The following is a 14,485-nucleotide window of genomic DNA, read 5'->3' on the forward strand; positions in this document are numbered from 1 at the left end:
AACGAAAAAGCCCGACCCCGCGGAGCGGAGTCGGGCTTCTTCAGTGCAACAAGGGACTCAGAAGTCCATGCCGCCCATGCCACCGGTCGGATCGCCAGCGGGCGCTCCGGCCTTCTCGGGCTTGTCGGCGACGACGGCCTCGGTGGTGAGGAACAGAGCCGCGATGGACGCTGCGTTCTGCAGTGCCGAGCGGGTGACCTTGACCGGGTCGTTGATGCCTGCAGCGAGCAGGTCCTCGTACTCGTTGGTCGCGGCGTTGAGGCCGTGACCTGCGGGCAGGTTCGCAACCTTGTCCGCAACGACGCCGGGCTCGAGGCCTGCGTTGAATGCGATCTGCTTGAGCGGAGCGGACAGTGCGACGCGAACGATGTTCACGCCGGTTGCCTCGTCACCGTCGAGCTTGAGGTTGTCGAGTGCGGGCGCTGCCTGGAGCAGTGCCACGCCGCCACCGGCGACGATGCCTTCTTCGACGGCTGCCTTGGCGTTACGCACGGCATCTTCGATGCGGTGCTTGCGCTCCTTGAGCTCGACCTCGGTTGCGGCTCCGGCCTTGATGACTGCAACGCCGCCGGCCAGCTTGGCCAGGCGCTCCTGCAGCTTCTCGCGGTCGTAGTCGGAATCGGAGTTCTCGATCTCGGCGCGGATCTGGTTGACGCGACCGGCGATGGCGTCGGAATCTCCCGAGCCCTCGACGATGGTGGTCTCGTCCTTGGTGATGACGACCTTGCGTGCCTGACCGAGCAGCTCGAGTCCGGCGGTCTCCAGGGAGAGGCCGACCTCTTCGCTGATGACCTCGCCGCCCGTGAGGATGGCGATGTCGGCGAGCTGCGCCTTGCGACGGTCACCGAATCCGGGAGCCTTGACGGCGACGGACTTGAAGGTGCCACGGATCTTGTTCACCACGAGGGTGGAGAGGGCTTCGCCCTCGACGTCCTCGGCGATGATGACGAGCGGCTTGCCGGACTGGATGACCTTCTCCAGCAGGGGCAGCAGGTCCTTGACGGTGCTGATCTTGGAGCTGACGAGCAGGATGTACGCGTCTTCGAGGACGGCTTCCTGACGCTCTGCATCGGTGGCGAAGTACGCCGAGATGTAGCCCTTGTCGAAGCGCATGCCCTCGGTGAGCTCGAGCTGCAGGCCGAAGGTGTTGGACTCCTCGACCGTGATGACGCCTTCCTTGCCGACCTTGTCCATTGCCTCGGCGATGAGCTCGCCGATGGACGGGTCGCCTGCGGAGATGCCAGCGGTAGCAGCGATCTGCTCCTTGGTGTCGATCTCCTTGGCGGACGCGAGCAGGGCTTCGGTGACGGCTGCAACAGCCTTCTCGATGCCGCGCTTGAGGCCGAGCGGGTTCGCGCCGGCTGCGACGTTGCGCAGGCCTTCACGGACGAGTGCCTGGGCGAGAACGGTAGCGGTGGTGGTGCCGTCGCCTGCGACGTCGTCGGTCTTCTTGGCGACCTCCTTGACGAGCTCGGCACCGATCTTCTCGTAGGGATCTTCGAGCTCGATCTCCTTGGCGATGGAAACACCATCGTTGGTGATCGTGGGAGCTCCCCACTTCTTTTCGAGTACGACGTTGCGACCCTTGGGGCCCAACGTCACCTTTACTGCGTCGGCGAGGGCATTGAGGCCTCGCTCGAGGCCACGGCGTGCCTCTTCGTCGAACGCGATGATCTTGGCCATTGCGAAGTGATCCTCCGGATTGGGGGTGACACATTGCTGGCCGAGCTCGGTGCCCGCGACGGACGACCAGGGGTGTCGTTGATTCCCCGGCCTCACCGTGTCCCGACCTGGCACTCACGTGTCGAGAGTGCCAACTGCATTTCTAGCACTCGACCATGGCGAGTGCAAGGTCGTCCGCCGCCAGCGAATCACCGCACCCCATGCTCGACGCCTCCGCGCGACGCAGTCTCGAGCAGATGCTCAGCCGAGCCGCCATTCGTCACGCACTGTTCACACCCGTACGCGTTGTTAACATCCGAATACTGTGCATGGAACCCTCGACGCTAATACCGTTGAGCGACAACACCTTCGACGTCACAAAATTCGGACAAAACCCTACAAATCCGACAGCAAGGATCGAAACATGTCCGATACGGTCGACACCTCGTACGACAACTCGGCGATGGACCACGAGGAAGAGGGCTACCACAAGGGCCTCAAACCTCGGCAGTTGCAGATGATCGCGATCGGCGGCGCCATCGGCACCGGCCTGTTCCTCGGCGCGGGCGGACGCCTCGCCAGCGCCGGGCCCGGCCTCTTCCTCGCCTACGCTCTTTGCGGAATCTTCGTCTTCTTCATTCTGCGCGCCCTCGGCGAGCTGGTACTACACCGTCCGTCTTCGGGCAGTTTCGTCTCCTACGCGCGTGAGTTCTTCGGCGAGAAGGCCGCTTTCGTCGCCGGGTGGATGTACTTCCTGAACTGGGCGATGACGGCCATCGTCGACGTCACCGCCATCGCGACGTACATGCACTACTGGGGCAGTTTCGAGGTGATCCCCCAGTGGGCCATCGCCTTGATCGCACTGGTCATCGTCATGAGCTTGAACCTCGTCTCGGTCAAGTGGTTCGGCGAGATGGAGTTCTGGGCGGCCATCATCAAGGTCATCGCGTTGGTGACGTTCCTGATCGTGGGCGTCGTGTTCCTCGCAGGCCGGATCCCCGTCGGTACCCAGATGCCGGGCATCAGTCTCATCACCGACAACGGCGGCTTGTTCCCGTCGGGCGCGTGGCCGCTGGTCATCGTCATCTCGGGTGTCGTTTTCGCCTATGCCGCAGTGGAATTGGTAGGCACAGCGGCAGGTGAGACCGAGAACCCGGAGAAGATCATGCCGCGGGCGATCAACTCGGTCATCGCACGTATTGCACTGTTCTACGTCGGGTCGCTCGTACTGCTCGCACTGCTGATGCCGTACACCGCGTACCAGTCCGGCACCTCACCGTTCGTGACGTTCTTCTCGAGCATCGGCCTCGGCGGTGCGGGCACCATCATGAACATCGTGGTGCTCACCGCGGCACTGTCGTCCCTGAACGCCGGCCTGTACTCGACCGGCCGCATCCTGCGGTCGATGGCGATGAACGGCAGCGCGCCGGAGTTCACCAAGAAGATGACCAAGGGCGGGGTGCCGTTCGGCGGCATTCTGCTCACTTGCTTCATCACCCTGTTCGGTGTCGCCCTCAACGCGATCGCCCCCGGCGAGGCGTTCGAGATCGTGCTGAACATGTCTGCACTGGGCATCATCGCCAGCTGGGCAACCATCGTGCTGTGCCAGATCCAGCTGTACCGCTGGTCCAAGAAGGGCATCGTGGAGCGGCCCAAGTTCCGCCTCTTCGGCGCGCCGTACACCAGCTACGCGACGCTGGTGTTCCTGTTCGGCGTGCTGGTACTGATGGCCTTCGACGCTCCAATTGGGTCGTGGACCATCGCCACCCTGGTGGTCATCATTCCCGCGCTGATCGGTGGCTGGTACCTGGTACGCACCAAGGTCCTCACCGTCGCCGAGGAACGCCTGGGCTACACCGGTCAGTACCCGGTGGTGGCCAACCGTCCGACCGAACCGGAGGAGTGACCCTTACACACCCCGAGGAACAGGGCCCCGCATCGAGTCGATGCGGGGCCCTGCTCATGCCGTCAAGATGTCTTGACGGCCGATGGTCACTGTAATGATGCGGCCCGAGGAACTGCCCCTGTGCTTCGAGTGCGCGAACCCGGGCCGTCGGATGGCCGATTCTCGATATAACGAGTCCAGCATCAGCGCACGTGGCAGCATCAGACAAATCGGTCGGGAGCCGAACAAAACGAAAGCAGCCCACCACATGCGCACAACCCTGACCACAGCACTCGCCGTACTAGCGGCGATACCCCTCGCATTCCTCACCGCCGCACCAGCCACAGCCGCACCCGGTGACGCCACTGTGGCATTCAGCTCCGCGCCGAACCCAGACGGCAGCAACACTGTCTCCGCACTCTTCACCGCCACGCAACCCGGTTACGCGCCCGCAGACTGCGGCTTCGCCGAAGCTGACCCCAACGGCGACGTATTGATCGGCGGCGTGCTCTATGCCGACGCGTCCCCCGAAGCCCCCCAGAACTCCACACTCACGGTGGTCGATTCCGACGTCCCCGACGGCACCTACACAGTCGAATGGTTCTGCTACACAACTACAAACGGCTCGAACCAACTCGTCGATGGAACACCCGGATTCGCTTCAGCATTCGGAGAAAGCCAAATGACCAGCGAACCAGTAACCCTCACAGTCGGCAGCGCCGCCCCCAGCTGCACCGGATCAGTCTGCCTCCCCACCGGATCAGCCTTCAGCTTCTGACTCGGTCGTATCCGAGGTCCCCGCCGCGACCATGCGGCGGGGCACCGTCATGCCTTCGTCTCCCACACGTGCAGCTCACCCGATCGTCAGGAGAACCTGAGCCATCTCGATCGAGTGAACGGTGAGCGCCGCACGGGCGGTTCCGGAACCCCCGCGGCGATAGCGGCAGCAACGGCGTCGGCCAGGTCCACGCAGGTCTCGAAACGATCGGCTGGGTTTTTCGCCAATGCGCGTGCGACGACCGCGTCGAGTCCCCGCGGTAGTGATCGCCGCCGCCGCGTCACGGCAGGCGGGTCGGCCGACAGATGAGCTGCAGTGATCGCCAGTGGAGTAGCCAAGGGGTACGGCGTTCGCCCGGTGAGCAATTCGACCAGGGTCGCCCCCAATGCGTAGACGTCGGTCTGCGCGCTCAGCACTCCCCCGCGGAGCAGTTCCGGGGCCGCATAGTGGATGGACGCCAGCACCGTTCCACCGACGACCAGCGGCGCCGAGTCGTCGACCAGACGCGCAATTCCCCAGTCGGACAACAACACCTGCTCGTAGCCGTCCACCCGCTCGGTGGAGATGAGGATGTTCGACGGCTTGACGTCCCGGTGCACGACGCCGTTCGAGTGGGCGTAGTCGAGCCCCTTGGCCACTTCGGCGACGATGCGCGCCACCCGGGAGACGTCGAGTGCGATCTGTCCGCGAGCGACCAGCCGCGCCGCGCTGTACCCGTCGACGTAGTGCATCGACATCCACAGCTGATGCTCGAACTCACCGTGTTCGTGCACCGACACGATGTTCGGATGCACCAACAGCGCGGCAACGGTGGCCTCGGTCCGAAATTTGGTGCGGAGTCGCGGTGACCGTGATGCATCACGATCGAGAACCTTCAGCGCTTCGAGCCGATCATGTCCGCGACCGAGGACCAGGTACACCTCGCTCATCCCGCCGACCCCGAGGCGCCGTTGCACTCGGAAACCCGCGAAATCCGCTCCGGGCTGCAACCGACCGGGGTTCACCGAATCTCCTGTGCAGCAGCACTACTCGCGGCACATCGACTCCACGAGGGGACGACCGGGCGAGACCGCAGCATCGACAGAACTGTAGTCCGTTCGGGTGCTCGCGGCGACTCGGCAGACTCTCGACGCGGGCTTGTCCCCCCAGCTCACCGGCTCCGTCACGTTTCGCCGCCCGTGCCGACGTCGTTTATGGTGATTACCGGTACTTGACCAAAACAAGGGAAAAAGAACGGCAAACCAATAGTGGTCAGCCGATCACCTCGACTCGAGTTGTAAGGAAGTCAAGTAAGTGAAAGCAGTAAAAGAAGCGTGGGGCGGCCTGCTCAAGCCGGTCTTCGTCCCCGCATCTATCGTCATTTTCGTCATGATCACCTTCTCGGTGATCTATGCCGGCACTGCCGCCGACGCGTTCGACAAGCTCAACAACGCCATCACCAGTGGCGTCGGCTGGTGGTACATCCTGGCCACCACCGGTTTTGTGGTGTTCGCGCTGTACTGCGGCCTGAGCAAGGTCGGCAACATCCGCCTCGGCCGCGACGACGAGAAGCCCGAGTTCGGCGTTCTGTCCTGGTTCGCGATGCTCTTCAGCGCCGGCATGGGTATCGGCCTGGTGTTCTACGGCGTCGCCGAACCTCTCTCGCACTACGTCACGCCACCCGAGGCCGGCGGTGTTCCCGGCAGCACCGATCCGGCAGCCCGTCAGGCGATGGAGCTGACCCTGTTCCACTGGGGTCTGCACGCCTGGGCCATCTACGTCGTCGTCGGCCTCGGGCTGGCCTACATGACGTACCGCAAGGGACGCCCGCTGTCCGTGCGTTGGCTGCTCGAGCCGCTCTTGGGACGCAAGCGCATCGAGGGTGGCATCGGCCATGCGATCGACGCCATCGCAATCATCGGCACATTGTTCGGCGTGGCCACCTCGCTCGGATTCGGCGTGCAGCAGATCTCGGCCGGCCTCGAATACCTGGGTTGGGTCGATACGAACAACTGGGTGACGGTCATCATCATCGCGTTCGTCACCGGTCTTGCCACGTTCTCCGTGGTGTCGGGAGTCTCACGAGGGCTCAAGTGGCTCTCGAACATCAACATGGGAATGGCCGCAGCTCTGGCCGTCTTCGTCCTGATCGCCGGACCGAGCCTGTTTCTCATGCAGTCCTGGGTGCAGAACCTCGGTGGCTACATTCAAGCGTTGCCGGAGTTGATGCTGCGCACGTCACCGTTCTCCGATGACGGTTGGACCGGCGACTGGACCATCTTCTACTGGGGCTGGTGGATGAGCTGGGCACCGTTCGTCGGCATGTTCATCGCCCGCATCTCACGCGGCCGCACCATCCGCGAGTTCGTGTTCGGAGTGCTGCTGGCACCGACCATCATCGGATCGCTGTGGTTCACCATCTTCGGTGACGCCGGCATCCTGCGTCAGCGCGAGAACGGCGACCTGTTGGTCGACGGTGCCGTCGACACGAACACGAGTCTGTTTCAGCTGCTCGACACGTTGCCGTTGGCCACGATCAGCAGCGTGCTGGCGATCTTCGTCATCGTGTTCTTCTTCGTGACGTCCTCCGACTCCGGCTCGCTGGTCATCGACATCCTCTCCACCGGCGGCGATCTGGAGCCCCCGAAGATCACCCGCGTGTACTGGTCGATTCTCGAAGGCGTGGCAGCAACGGTTCTGCTCCTCATCGGCGGAACAGGATCGTTGACGGCCCTGCAAACGATGTCGATAGCCACGGCAGTGCCATTCTCGATCATCCTGGTGCTCGCGTGCGTGTCGATGCTCAAGGCCTTCCGCTACGACGTCGCCACCACCCCGAGGTACGTGCGGGTGACCACCACCTCGGAGGTCGCCGACGCCGAGACAGACGCATCGCCCCAGTCCGCACCGCGTAAGCGCACCACTGCCGGAATCTCCACCACGTTCTCGGGTCTGGCACCCTCCCGTGAGGGACTGACATCGCCGCGCGCCGGCGGCAGCGTCGTACTCGCAGTGCACGAGGTCGGAACCGAACAACTCGAGGTCCATCCCGAAACCGGGGCCGTCGAATACTCGGGCGACAACGCTCCCGTCGATCCCCTCGGCGGAGAGGTGTTCGACACTCAGGAGTTCGCCGACTCGGCCGAAGGACAGAACCAGAACAACCCCAACTGATTCGTCTCGACCACTCTCTGACCCTCGCAACAGGCGTTGCGGGGGTCAGAGGTTTTTCGATGCCCAGTCGGTGAGCGCCTCGAGCGACGGCAGCAGCGCCTCACCCGACGTCGTCAGGCTGTACTCCACCGAGATGGGTGGCCCGTCCGTGACTGCGCGCGCCACCAGTCCCGCTTTGCCGAGTTCTCCGAGTCGCTCCGACAGCACCGAGTCACTGATGCCGCCGACGGCGCGGCGCAGGTCCGAGAATCCCATCGGCCCGTTCATCAGCGTCGCAAGAAGAATTCCGTTCCATCGCTTGCCGAGAAAACCGAAAGCTTTGGTCAACGCTCCGTCACAGGCACGGGGGTCATGAGGCTGTTCGTTCGCGACCATGACTCCACCATACCGAGGTGCTACAGTCCGCCTTGCTACTTCTGATTTCCTAGTGGCCCCAGAAATGAAAGCAGGGATCATGTTCATCGCAACCCTCGTCGTCTCGGTACTGCTCGCCGTGGCGCTCACGTTCTCGGCGATCGGCAAACTGACGAAGAATCCCTCCGTCATTCCGATGCTCGAGCAAGTGGGCGTCCCCGCCGACAAGATTCCGTGGTTGGCCTACGCGGAGATACTCGGTGCCATCGGCCTCCTGGTCGGCCTGCTGGTCTGGCCCATCGGTGCAGCAGCTGCTGTCGGCGTCATCCTCTACTTCGTCGGTGCGGTCGCCGCCCACCTTCGGGCCAAGGACAAGGACTTCGCCCCAGCCGCCGGGCTCGCCGTGTTCGCCGTCGTCGCGCTGGTCCTACGGGTGCTCAGCGCCTGACCAGTCGTAATCCATCTGGCCCGCGGTGGCGAGGGCGTGATCCGCGCCCGCCCACCGCGCGACCAGATGCAGCGCGAGGTCGAGACCGGCACTGATGCCGGCCGACGTCACCAGATCGCCGTGATCGATGTATCGAACGCCCTCGTGCACCACGAGCGCAGGCCACCTTGTCCGCAGCAATTCCAGATCTTCCCAATGCGTCGTCACCGGACGCGCGTCGAGCAGTCCCGCCGCCGCGAGCACGAACGCACCGGTGCACACCGACGCGACAACCTCTGCGGTGGGCCGAATTCGCCGCAGCCACTCCAGAACTCGGCCGTCCGCTTCGACCGCGTCGACGATGCCGCCGGGAACCAAGACGAGGTCGTAGGTCCGCCGATCGTCGATCGTGGTGTCGACGCCGATCCTCATGCCACCTCGAGCGCGCACGGGCGCGGCGTCTATGCCCACCAGTACGACCTCGAAAGGTGCTGCACCACCGGCACGTTCGGCAACCCGATCGGCCACCGAGAACACCTCGAACGGACCGCATGCATCGAGCACCTCGACGTCGTCGAACAACAGAATCGCAATGCTTCTACTCATAACCTGACCTTCAGCTGCTCGTGGTCGAGACGATGACGGGCACCATCACCGCGGCGTTCACATCCGAAACGGCCTTGCGCACTGCCTCTCCTGCCCACTCACCCTCGGCAATCTCCTTGGCTCGCTTCTTCACCAGCTTCTTGTCGGCATCTGTGATGACCTTGTGAGTGAGATCCACTGCCGAAACGAGCGAGATCAGGGCCGCGGAATGCGGCTGAGGAGTTGTGCCGTCGACGAGCGCGCTTCGCAGAGCATCGAGCAGTACCTTCTCCCGTGAGGTGTCGCGCGCGGGCCACGTCGTCGTCGTCGGGAACAACCCCAACACCTTGTCCTGCGTCTCGGTGACGAATCCCTGCGCCACCAGACGGGCGGCCAGATCCTTGGTCAGATTCTTCTGCGACTTCTCGATCACCTTCTGCGGCTTCATCGGGCGAGACGCCGTTGCCACAAGATCGAACACACGGCGCAACAGTTCGTCTTCGGGCGGATCGCCCGCAACGACCACGTGGTCCTTCTTCAGCTGCTCATCGGCGCCGGTGATGCGCAGAGATCCACTCATCGCGAGCTCGACGACCAACGCACCAGCCAGCACCCGCGGCAACTTCGTGCTGTCGGCCGACGGTTTGCCCGTTTCGTCGTCGAGCAACAACAGCAGCAGATCCTCCGCAATCAACGTCATGGGGCGAGGTTACCCACAACGCTCACCCGATTTGCGGTGTTCATCTCGTCGATACCACTTGTTTCACCGGTGCCGAACGGGTCAGTTCATCAAGCTCTGCCAGTTCGACGGCACCCGTTCACGCGGGCCGGGAACCGTCTGATCGAGTGGATGATGCTGCGGCGGAGCAAGTTCCGGACCGTCGTACATCTGCTCGTCGGCGTAGTTGTAGAACCATTCCTCGCCGGGTTCGTAGCTCCGCACGAACTGATGTCGAGTGGATTCGGCGTGCTTGCTGGCGTGCTGCGACGGCGAGGAATCGCAGCACCCGATATGACCGCACTGCGCACACCGACGCAGATGCACCCACCAGCCCTGCGCCTGCGTGCACTCCACACAGCCAGGACCCGACGGCGGAACCTGCGGGTCGATACCTTCGATGGTCATGATGCCTCCTCGACAGCGGGTTGGACTGGCAGTCTCACGATGAAGCGCGTGTTTCCAGGTTCGGACACGACTTGCAGGTCACCCTGGTGCTTCTTCACCACGATGCGCCACGAGATGTCGAGGCCGAGACCCGTACCCTCGCCGACGGCCTTGGTGGTGAAGAACGGCTCGAAGATGCGTGACCGAATCTCCTGCGGCACACCGGGTCCGGTGTCACAGATCTCGATCTGCACCTGATCCTCGTCCAACGACGTGCGCACCGTCAGTGTGCCCTTCTCTTTCCTGGTCGTTCCTGCGGGCTCCACTCCCGTGGATCCCATCGCCTGCACGGCATTGTCGATCAGGTTCGTCCACACCTGGTTGAGTTCGGCGGCGTAGGCGGGAATGGGCGGCACCGACGGGTCGTATTCCTTCACCACGCGGATATCGTCACCGATCTTGCGCCCCAGCATGATCAGCGTGCTGTCGAGTAATTCCCGCACGTCGACGGTCTGGTACGGCGCTCGATCCATCTGCGAATACTGCTTCGCGGCACCGACCAGCGTGGAGATTCGCGTGGTCGAATCCGCGATCTCGTTCATCAGCAACTCGGTTTCGACCGTGTAGTTGAGCCACCGAATCGCGCCCTCGAGCATGGCCGGATCGTCGACGGTCGCGCACACCCGATCGAGCCACGGCACATCGAGCCCCGCCGAGACGAAGGTGGGGGCCAGATCCCAGCCGTCTCGAATATCTTTGTCCTCGAACCACTCTCCGAGTTCGTCCTCGCGGTCCGACGCCTCCATTGCCGTCAATTTGGGTGCCTTGGCCACCAACTCCACGGCCTCGTTCTGCAGTTCGACCAGACGCGCCAGGCTCGCACGGTCGAGGGTGCCGCCGGCGATCATCGCCAACTTCTGCCGCATGTGCCCCACCCGATTGCGCAACGCAGACGTCGCCCGCACAGCGGCCGCCGCCGGGTTGTTGAGCTCGTGCGTCAACCCGGCCGACAGAGAACCCAACGCCAGCAAGCGCTCTCGCTGTTCCACCACTTGCTTGGTGTTCTGATTTCCGAAGAACAGTCCCTCGAGCAGATGTAGGGCCATCGGAAACCACTCGCGCACGATCGATGCAAAACAGTCCGCGTCGAGTACGAAGAAGCGTGAGGGCTCGCTCACCCGCATCGAACCCTGGTAAGTCTGCGGCACCCGATCACCCAGATATGCCTGCCACGCACCGGCATACACCCCGCGTTGCGACGTTCTGTTGATCACCAGATCCTCGCCGCCCGAGAGCTTGGAGAGGACAACGGCACCGTCCATCAAGACGTAGAAGCACGTCGCCGGGTCGCCCTCGGCGTACACCGGACCCGGTTCGATGGTCTCGATGCGCCCGTCCCGACACAGCTCCGCCAACTGCGAGTCGGTGAGATGCTCGAACAGAAACAGCGTCCGTAACTCCTCCGGATCACATGCGGCCGTGCTGCTCACGGGTTCGCCAGATATCTGTGCACCAACATCACGGCCATTGCTCCCTCTCCCACTGCCGACGCGACCCGTTTGGCCGAGTCGGATCGAACGTCCCCGGCTGCAAACACCCCGGGCACACTCGTCTCGAGGTGATGCGGAAGTCGGGTGGGCGTCCACCCTGCGGGTCCGCGTCCGTCGGTGACGAGATCCGGTCCGGTGACCACAAATCCATGATCGTCCCGAACGAGCACTCCGTCGAGCCACTCGGTACGCGGGGCAGCCCCGATGAACAGGAACAGGTACTGCGCGTCGACGGTCGAGGTCTCGTCGGTGGCCCGGTTGCGCAGCGTGATCGACTCGAGGTGACCGTCGCCTGCCACGCCCGCGACCTCGGTACACGGCCGCACGCTGATCTTGGGATTCTCTTCGATCTGCTTGATCAGGTAGTACGACATCGACGCTTCGAGCGAGGTGGCACGGATCAAAATGGTGACCGACTTGGCCCCGCGCGAGAGGTACACCGCTGCCTGCCCGGCCGAGTTCGCGCCGCCCACGATGTAGACGTCCTGCTCGGCGCAGCGCGCGGCCTCGGTCATCGCAGATCCGTAGAACACGCCCCGGCCGGTGAAGTCGTCGATTCCGGGTGCGTCGAGTCGTCGATATGCGACGCCGGTGGACAGGATGATCGTCTGCGCACTGATGCTGCGGCCGTCCGCGAACCGCACGGTGCGCGCCGATCCGTTGACGTCGAGACCCACCACGTCCTGCGTGGTGACGACCTCGGCACCGAACTTCAACGCCTGCCGCCGGGCTCGCTCGGCCAGCTGCGCACCCGAGACCCCGTCGGGAAATCCCAGGTAATTCTCGATGCGGGAGCTCTGACCGGCCTGGCCGCCCGTCGCGGTCCGCTCGATCAGCGTCGTCCGCAGCCCCTCCGACGCGCCGTACAGAGCCGCTCCCAGTCCTGCCGGACCGCCGCCGATCACGACGAGATCGTAGAACTCCTCCGACGGCGACACGGTCAGGCCGAGCCGGTTACCGAGTTCGGCGTCGGACGGTTCGATCAACGCATCACCCTCGGTGGTGATGACGACCGGAAGCCGGTCGTCTGCCACACCGGCCGCGGCCAGCAGTCGCGCGCCCTCGGACTCGTCGGACATGTACCAGCGGTAGGGCAGTTGGTTGCGGGCGAGGAACTCGCGAATCTCCGACGACCGCGCAGACCAGCGGTGGCCGACGATCTTGGTGTCCTCGACGGCTCGGTGGTCGTACGCGCACCAGGCTTCGAGCTGGGCGTCGAGCACGGGGTAGAGCTTTTCCTCGGGCGGATCCCAGGGCTTGAGCAGGTAGTAATCGAGATCGATGACGTTGATGGCGTCGATCGCTGCGTCGGTGTCCGCGTAGGCGGTGAGCAGAATGCGGCGGGCCGTCGGGAAGAGGTCCATGGCCTGTTCGAGAAATTCCATGCCGCTCATCTGGGGCATTCTGTAATCGGCCAACAGAATGGCAACCGGGGTGCCGCGCAGCGTGAGTTCTTTGAGTGCGTCCAGTGCCCCGGCACCGGATTCGGCGCGCACGATGCGGTACTGCTCGCCGTAGCGGCGGCGTAGGTCGCGGGCGACCGATCTGGATACTCCGGGATCGTCGTCGACGCTGAGAATGACCGGTTTCATGACCCTCCAGGACTGATACTCACCAACCTCATGAGCATGCCACCGGCTCGCCCCGAATGGGAGGCAAGCGGGCCTGGAAACAGCGGGGTCAGATTCGGCCGCGCCTGATCAGATCGAGTTCGTGTGGGGTGAGGAGTCGTTCGAGCTTCTCGGCCGGCCAGGTGCGCGGACTCCCACTCATCCTGGCGGTCTTCAACAGGGGTAGATCGCTGCTGGTACGACGCATTATCGACTGTAATTTCACGGTGGATCACTCCGAACAATTTCTTCGTTGGTCCCGACACTCCGCTTGCTACATCGGTCAGTGTCCGCTCGGTGTTAACGCAGCAGTGGGATCTCGTGCGGCGTTTCGTGGGGAAACACGGTTTCTCGCGCCCCTTCCCGGGGTAAACATTCCTTCAAATCAACTGATCGGGGAACGTTCGTGAACACGTCGGGAAAGTCTGTAGCCAACACTGTTCAAGACAACGGTGCATTCGAGAAAGCGGCGCGCGCCGGCCACTTCGTCAGCGGGGTGCTGCACATCCTGATCGGATACATCGCGATCCGGCTGGCGTTCGGTCAGGCGGGTAACGCCGACCAGTCAGGTGCGCTCGCCGAACTGGCCGACAAGCCCGGCGGAAAGATCGCCCTGTGGGTGGCTGTCGTCGCCTTTGTCGCATTGGCCTTGTGGCGAATCGTCGAAGCGATAGTCGGCAAGAAATCCGACGCCGACGAGGGAAGTGCACTCGATCGTCTCAAGGCGGCGGCACTGGCTGTCGTCTACATCGCCTTCGCCTTCTCCACCTACGGGTTCGCGACCGGCTCGGGCAAGTCCAGCGGACAGCAGAATGCCGGCTACTCGGCCCGGTTGATGGAATCCGGCGGCGGCAAGTTGGTACTGATCGTCATCGCGCTGGTCGTCATCGGGGTCGGCGGGTACCACGTCTACAAGGGTGTCTCGAAGAACTTCCTCGACGATCTCGAAGGCCACCAGAGCGGAGCCGTCGTCAAACTCGGTATCGCCGGATACGCAGCCAAGGGCACGGCGCTGGTCGGGGCAGGCATCCTCGTCGTCGTGGCGGTACTGCAGTCCGATCCCTCCAAGGCCACCGGAATCGACGGTGCCGTCAAGACCCTCGGCTCTCAGCCCTACGGACAGGTTCTGCTGATCCTCGCCGGAGTGGGCATCGCGCTCTACGGGCTGTATGCGTTCGTGCTGGCTCGCTTCGCTCGCATGTGATCGGGAGTTGAGCTCGCTTCGCTGGCAGGTGAGCGGGAGTGGAGCCTGCGGAACGACCCAGGTGAGCGGTAACTCGTAGCAGGGTACGAAGTTCCGCTCACCTAGGTGGTCAGCTGTGTTCGCTGACACATAGGATGCGCACGATTGAGTGTGACAGTCGGTTGCACTTACC

Annotated in this window: 14 protein-coding genes; 5 read left to right on the plus strand and 9 right to left on the minus strand. The window is 63.6% G+C overall.

Annotated features, from left to right (window positions below; translation table 11 throughout):
* Window positions 1-57 precede the first annotated feature (57 nt).
* On the minus strand, window positions 58-1,683 hold the full coding sequence (gene groL / locus O4220_RS23090; RefSeq protein WP_032380280.1) for a chaperonin GroEL: 1,626 nt from the start codon (window positions 1,681-1,683) through the stop codon (window positions 58-60).
* A gap of 403 nt (window positions 1,684-2,086) precedes the next feature.
* On the opposite strand from groL, the gene O4220_RS23095 reads away from it, so the two are divergent.
* Both O4220_RS23095 and O4220_RS23100 read left to right on the plus strand, forming a co-directional pair.
* Window positions 2,087-3,568 (plus strand): amino acid permease, encoded by a 1,482-nt coding sequence (locus tag O4220_RS23095; RefSeq protein ID WP_269607859.1) that lies wholly within the window; start codon window positions 2,087-2,089, stop codon window positions 3,566-3,568.
* Window positions 3,569-3,815: 247 nt separating this feature from the next.
* A complete protein-coding gene (locus O4220_RS23100; RefSeq protein ID WP_269607860.1) occupies window positions 3,816-4,325 on the plus strand; it encodes a hypothetical protein in 510 nt (169 codons plus the stop codon).
* Window positions 4,326-4,411: 86 nt separating this feature from the next.
* Here the strand turns inward: O4220_RS23100 and O4220_RS23105 are convergent, their stop codons facing one another.
* A complete protein-coding gene (locus tag O4220_RS23105; RefSeq protein WP_269607861.1) occupies window positions 4,412-5,329 on the minus strand; it encodes a serine/threonine-protein kinase in 918 nt (305 codons plus the stop codon).
* Between the two features lie 289 nt (window positions 5,330-5,618).
* Between O4220_RS23105 and O4220_RS23110 the strand changes: the two genes are divergently transcribed.
* Window positions 5,619-7,478 (plus strand): BCCT family transporter, encoded by a 1,860-nt coding sequence (locus O4220_RS23110; protein ID WP_269607862.1) that lies wholly within the window; start codon window positions 5,619-5,621, stop codon window positions 7,476-7,478.
* Between the two features lie 45 nt (window positions 7,479-7,523).
* Here the strand turns inward: O4220_RS23110 and O4220_RS23115 are convergent, their stop codons facing one another.
* Window positions 7,524-7,853 carry a winged helix-turn-helix transcriptional regulator gene (locus O4220_RS23115; RefSeq protein ID WP_269607863.1) on the minus strand — a complete coding sequence of 110 codons (330 nt, stop codon included), beginning with the start codon at window positions 7,851-7,853 and terminating at the stop codon, window positions 7,524-7,526.
* A gap of 79 nt (window positions 7,854-7,932) precedes the next feature.
* Between O4220_RS23115 and O4220_RS23120 the strand changes: the two genes are divergently transcribed.
* A complete protein-coding gene (locus O4220_RS23120; protein ID WP_269607864.1) occupies window positions 7,933-8,280 on the plus strand; it encodes a DoxX family protein in 348 nt (115 codons plus the stop codon).
* Here O4220_RS23120 and O4220_RS23125 read toward each other — a convergent pair.
* The 6 genes from O4220_RS23125 to O4220_RS23150 form a co-directional block, all read right to left on the minus strand.
* Window positions 8,260-8,865, minus strand: a complete 606-nt coding sequence (locus O4220_RS23125; protein ID WP_269607865.1) for a DJ-1/PfpI family protein — start codon at window positions 8,863-8,865, stop codon at window positions 8,260-8,262. The genes O4220_RS23120 and O4220_RS23125 overlap by 21 nt on opposite strands.
* A 10-nt stretch (window positions 8,866-8,875) precedes the next feature.
* Window positions 8,876-9,544 (minus strand): GOLPH3/VPS74 family protein, encoded by a 669-nt coding sequence (locus O4220_RS23130; protein ID WP_269607866.1) that lies wholly within the window; start codon window positions 9,542-9,544, stop codon window positions 8,876-8,878.
* A gap of 81 nt (window positions 9,545-9,625) precedes the next feature.
* Window positions 9,626-9,970 carry a UBP-type zinc finger domain-containing protein gene (locus O4220_RS23135; RefSeq protein ID WP_269607867.1) on the minus strand — a complete coding sequence of 115 codons (345 nt, stop codon included), beginning with the start codon at window positions 9,968-9,970 and terminating at the stop codon, window positions 9,626-9,628.
* On the minus strand, window positions 9,967-11,439 hold the full coding sequence (locus O4220_RS23140) for an ATP-binding protein (RefSeq protein ID WP_269607868.1): 1,473 nt from the start codon (window positions 11,437-11,439) through the stop codon (window positions 9,967-9,969). Before O4220_RS23140 ends, O4220_RS23135 begins: the two co-directional genes overlap by 4 nt.
* Entirely contained in the window at window positions 11,436-13,091 is a 1,656-nt protein-coding gene (locus O4220_RS23145) for an FAD-dependent oxidoreductase (protein ID WP_269607869.1), read from the minus strand. Before O4220_RS23145 ends, O4220_RS23140 begins: the two co-directional genes overlap by 4 nt.
* Before the next feature lie 88 nt (window positions 13,092-13,179).
* The gene (locus O4220_RS23150; protein ID WP_222093973.1) at window positions 13,180-13,317 is read right to left on the minus strand and encodes a hypothetical protein; all 138 of its coding nucleotides are present in this window, start codon (window positions 13,315-13,317) and stop codon (window positions 13,180-13,182) included.
* 198 nt (window positions 13,318-13,515) lie between these two features.
* Between O4220_RS23150 and O4220_RS23155 the strand changes: the two genes are divergently transcribed.
* Window positions 13,516-14,313: a DUF1206 domain-containing protein gene (locus tag O4220_RS23155; RefSeq protein ID WP_269607870.1), complete on the plus strand. Its 798-nt coding sequence runs from the start codon at window positions 13,516-13,518 to the stop codon at window positions 14,311-14,313.
* The last annotated feature ends 172 nt before the right edge of the window (window positions 14,314-14,485 follow it).

Source organism: Rhodococcus ruber (assembly GCF_027270735.1).
Taxonomy (GTDB): domain Bacteria; phylum Actinomycetota; class Actinomycetes; order Mycobacteriales; family Mycobacteriaceae; genus Rhodococcoides; species Rhodococcoides rubrum_A.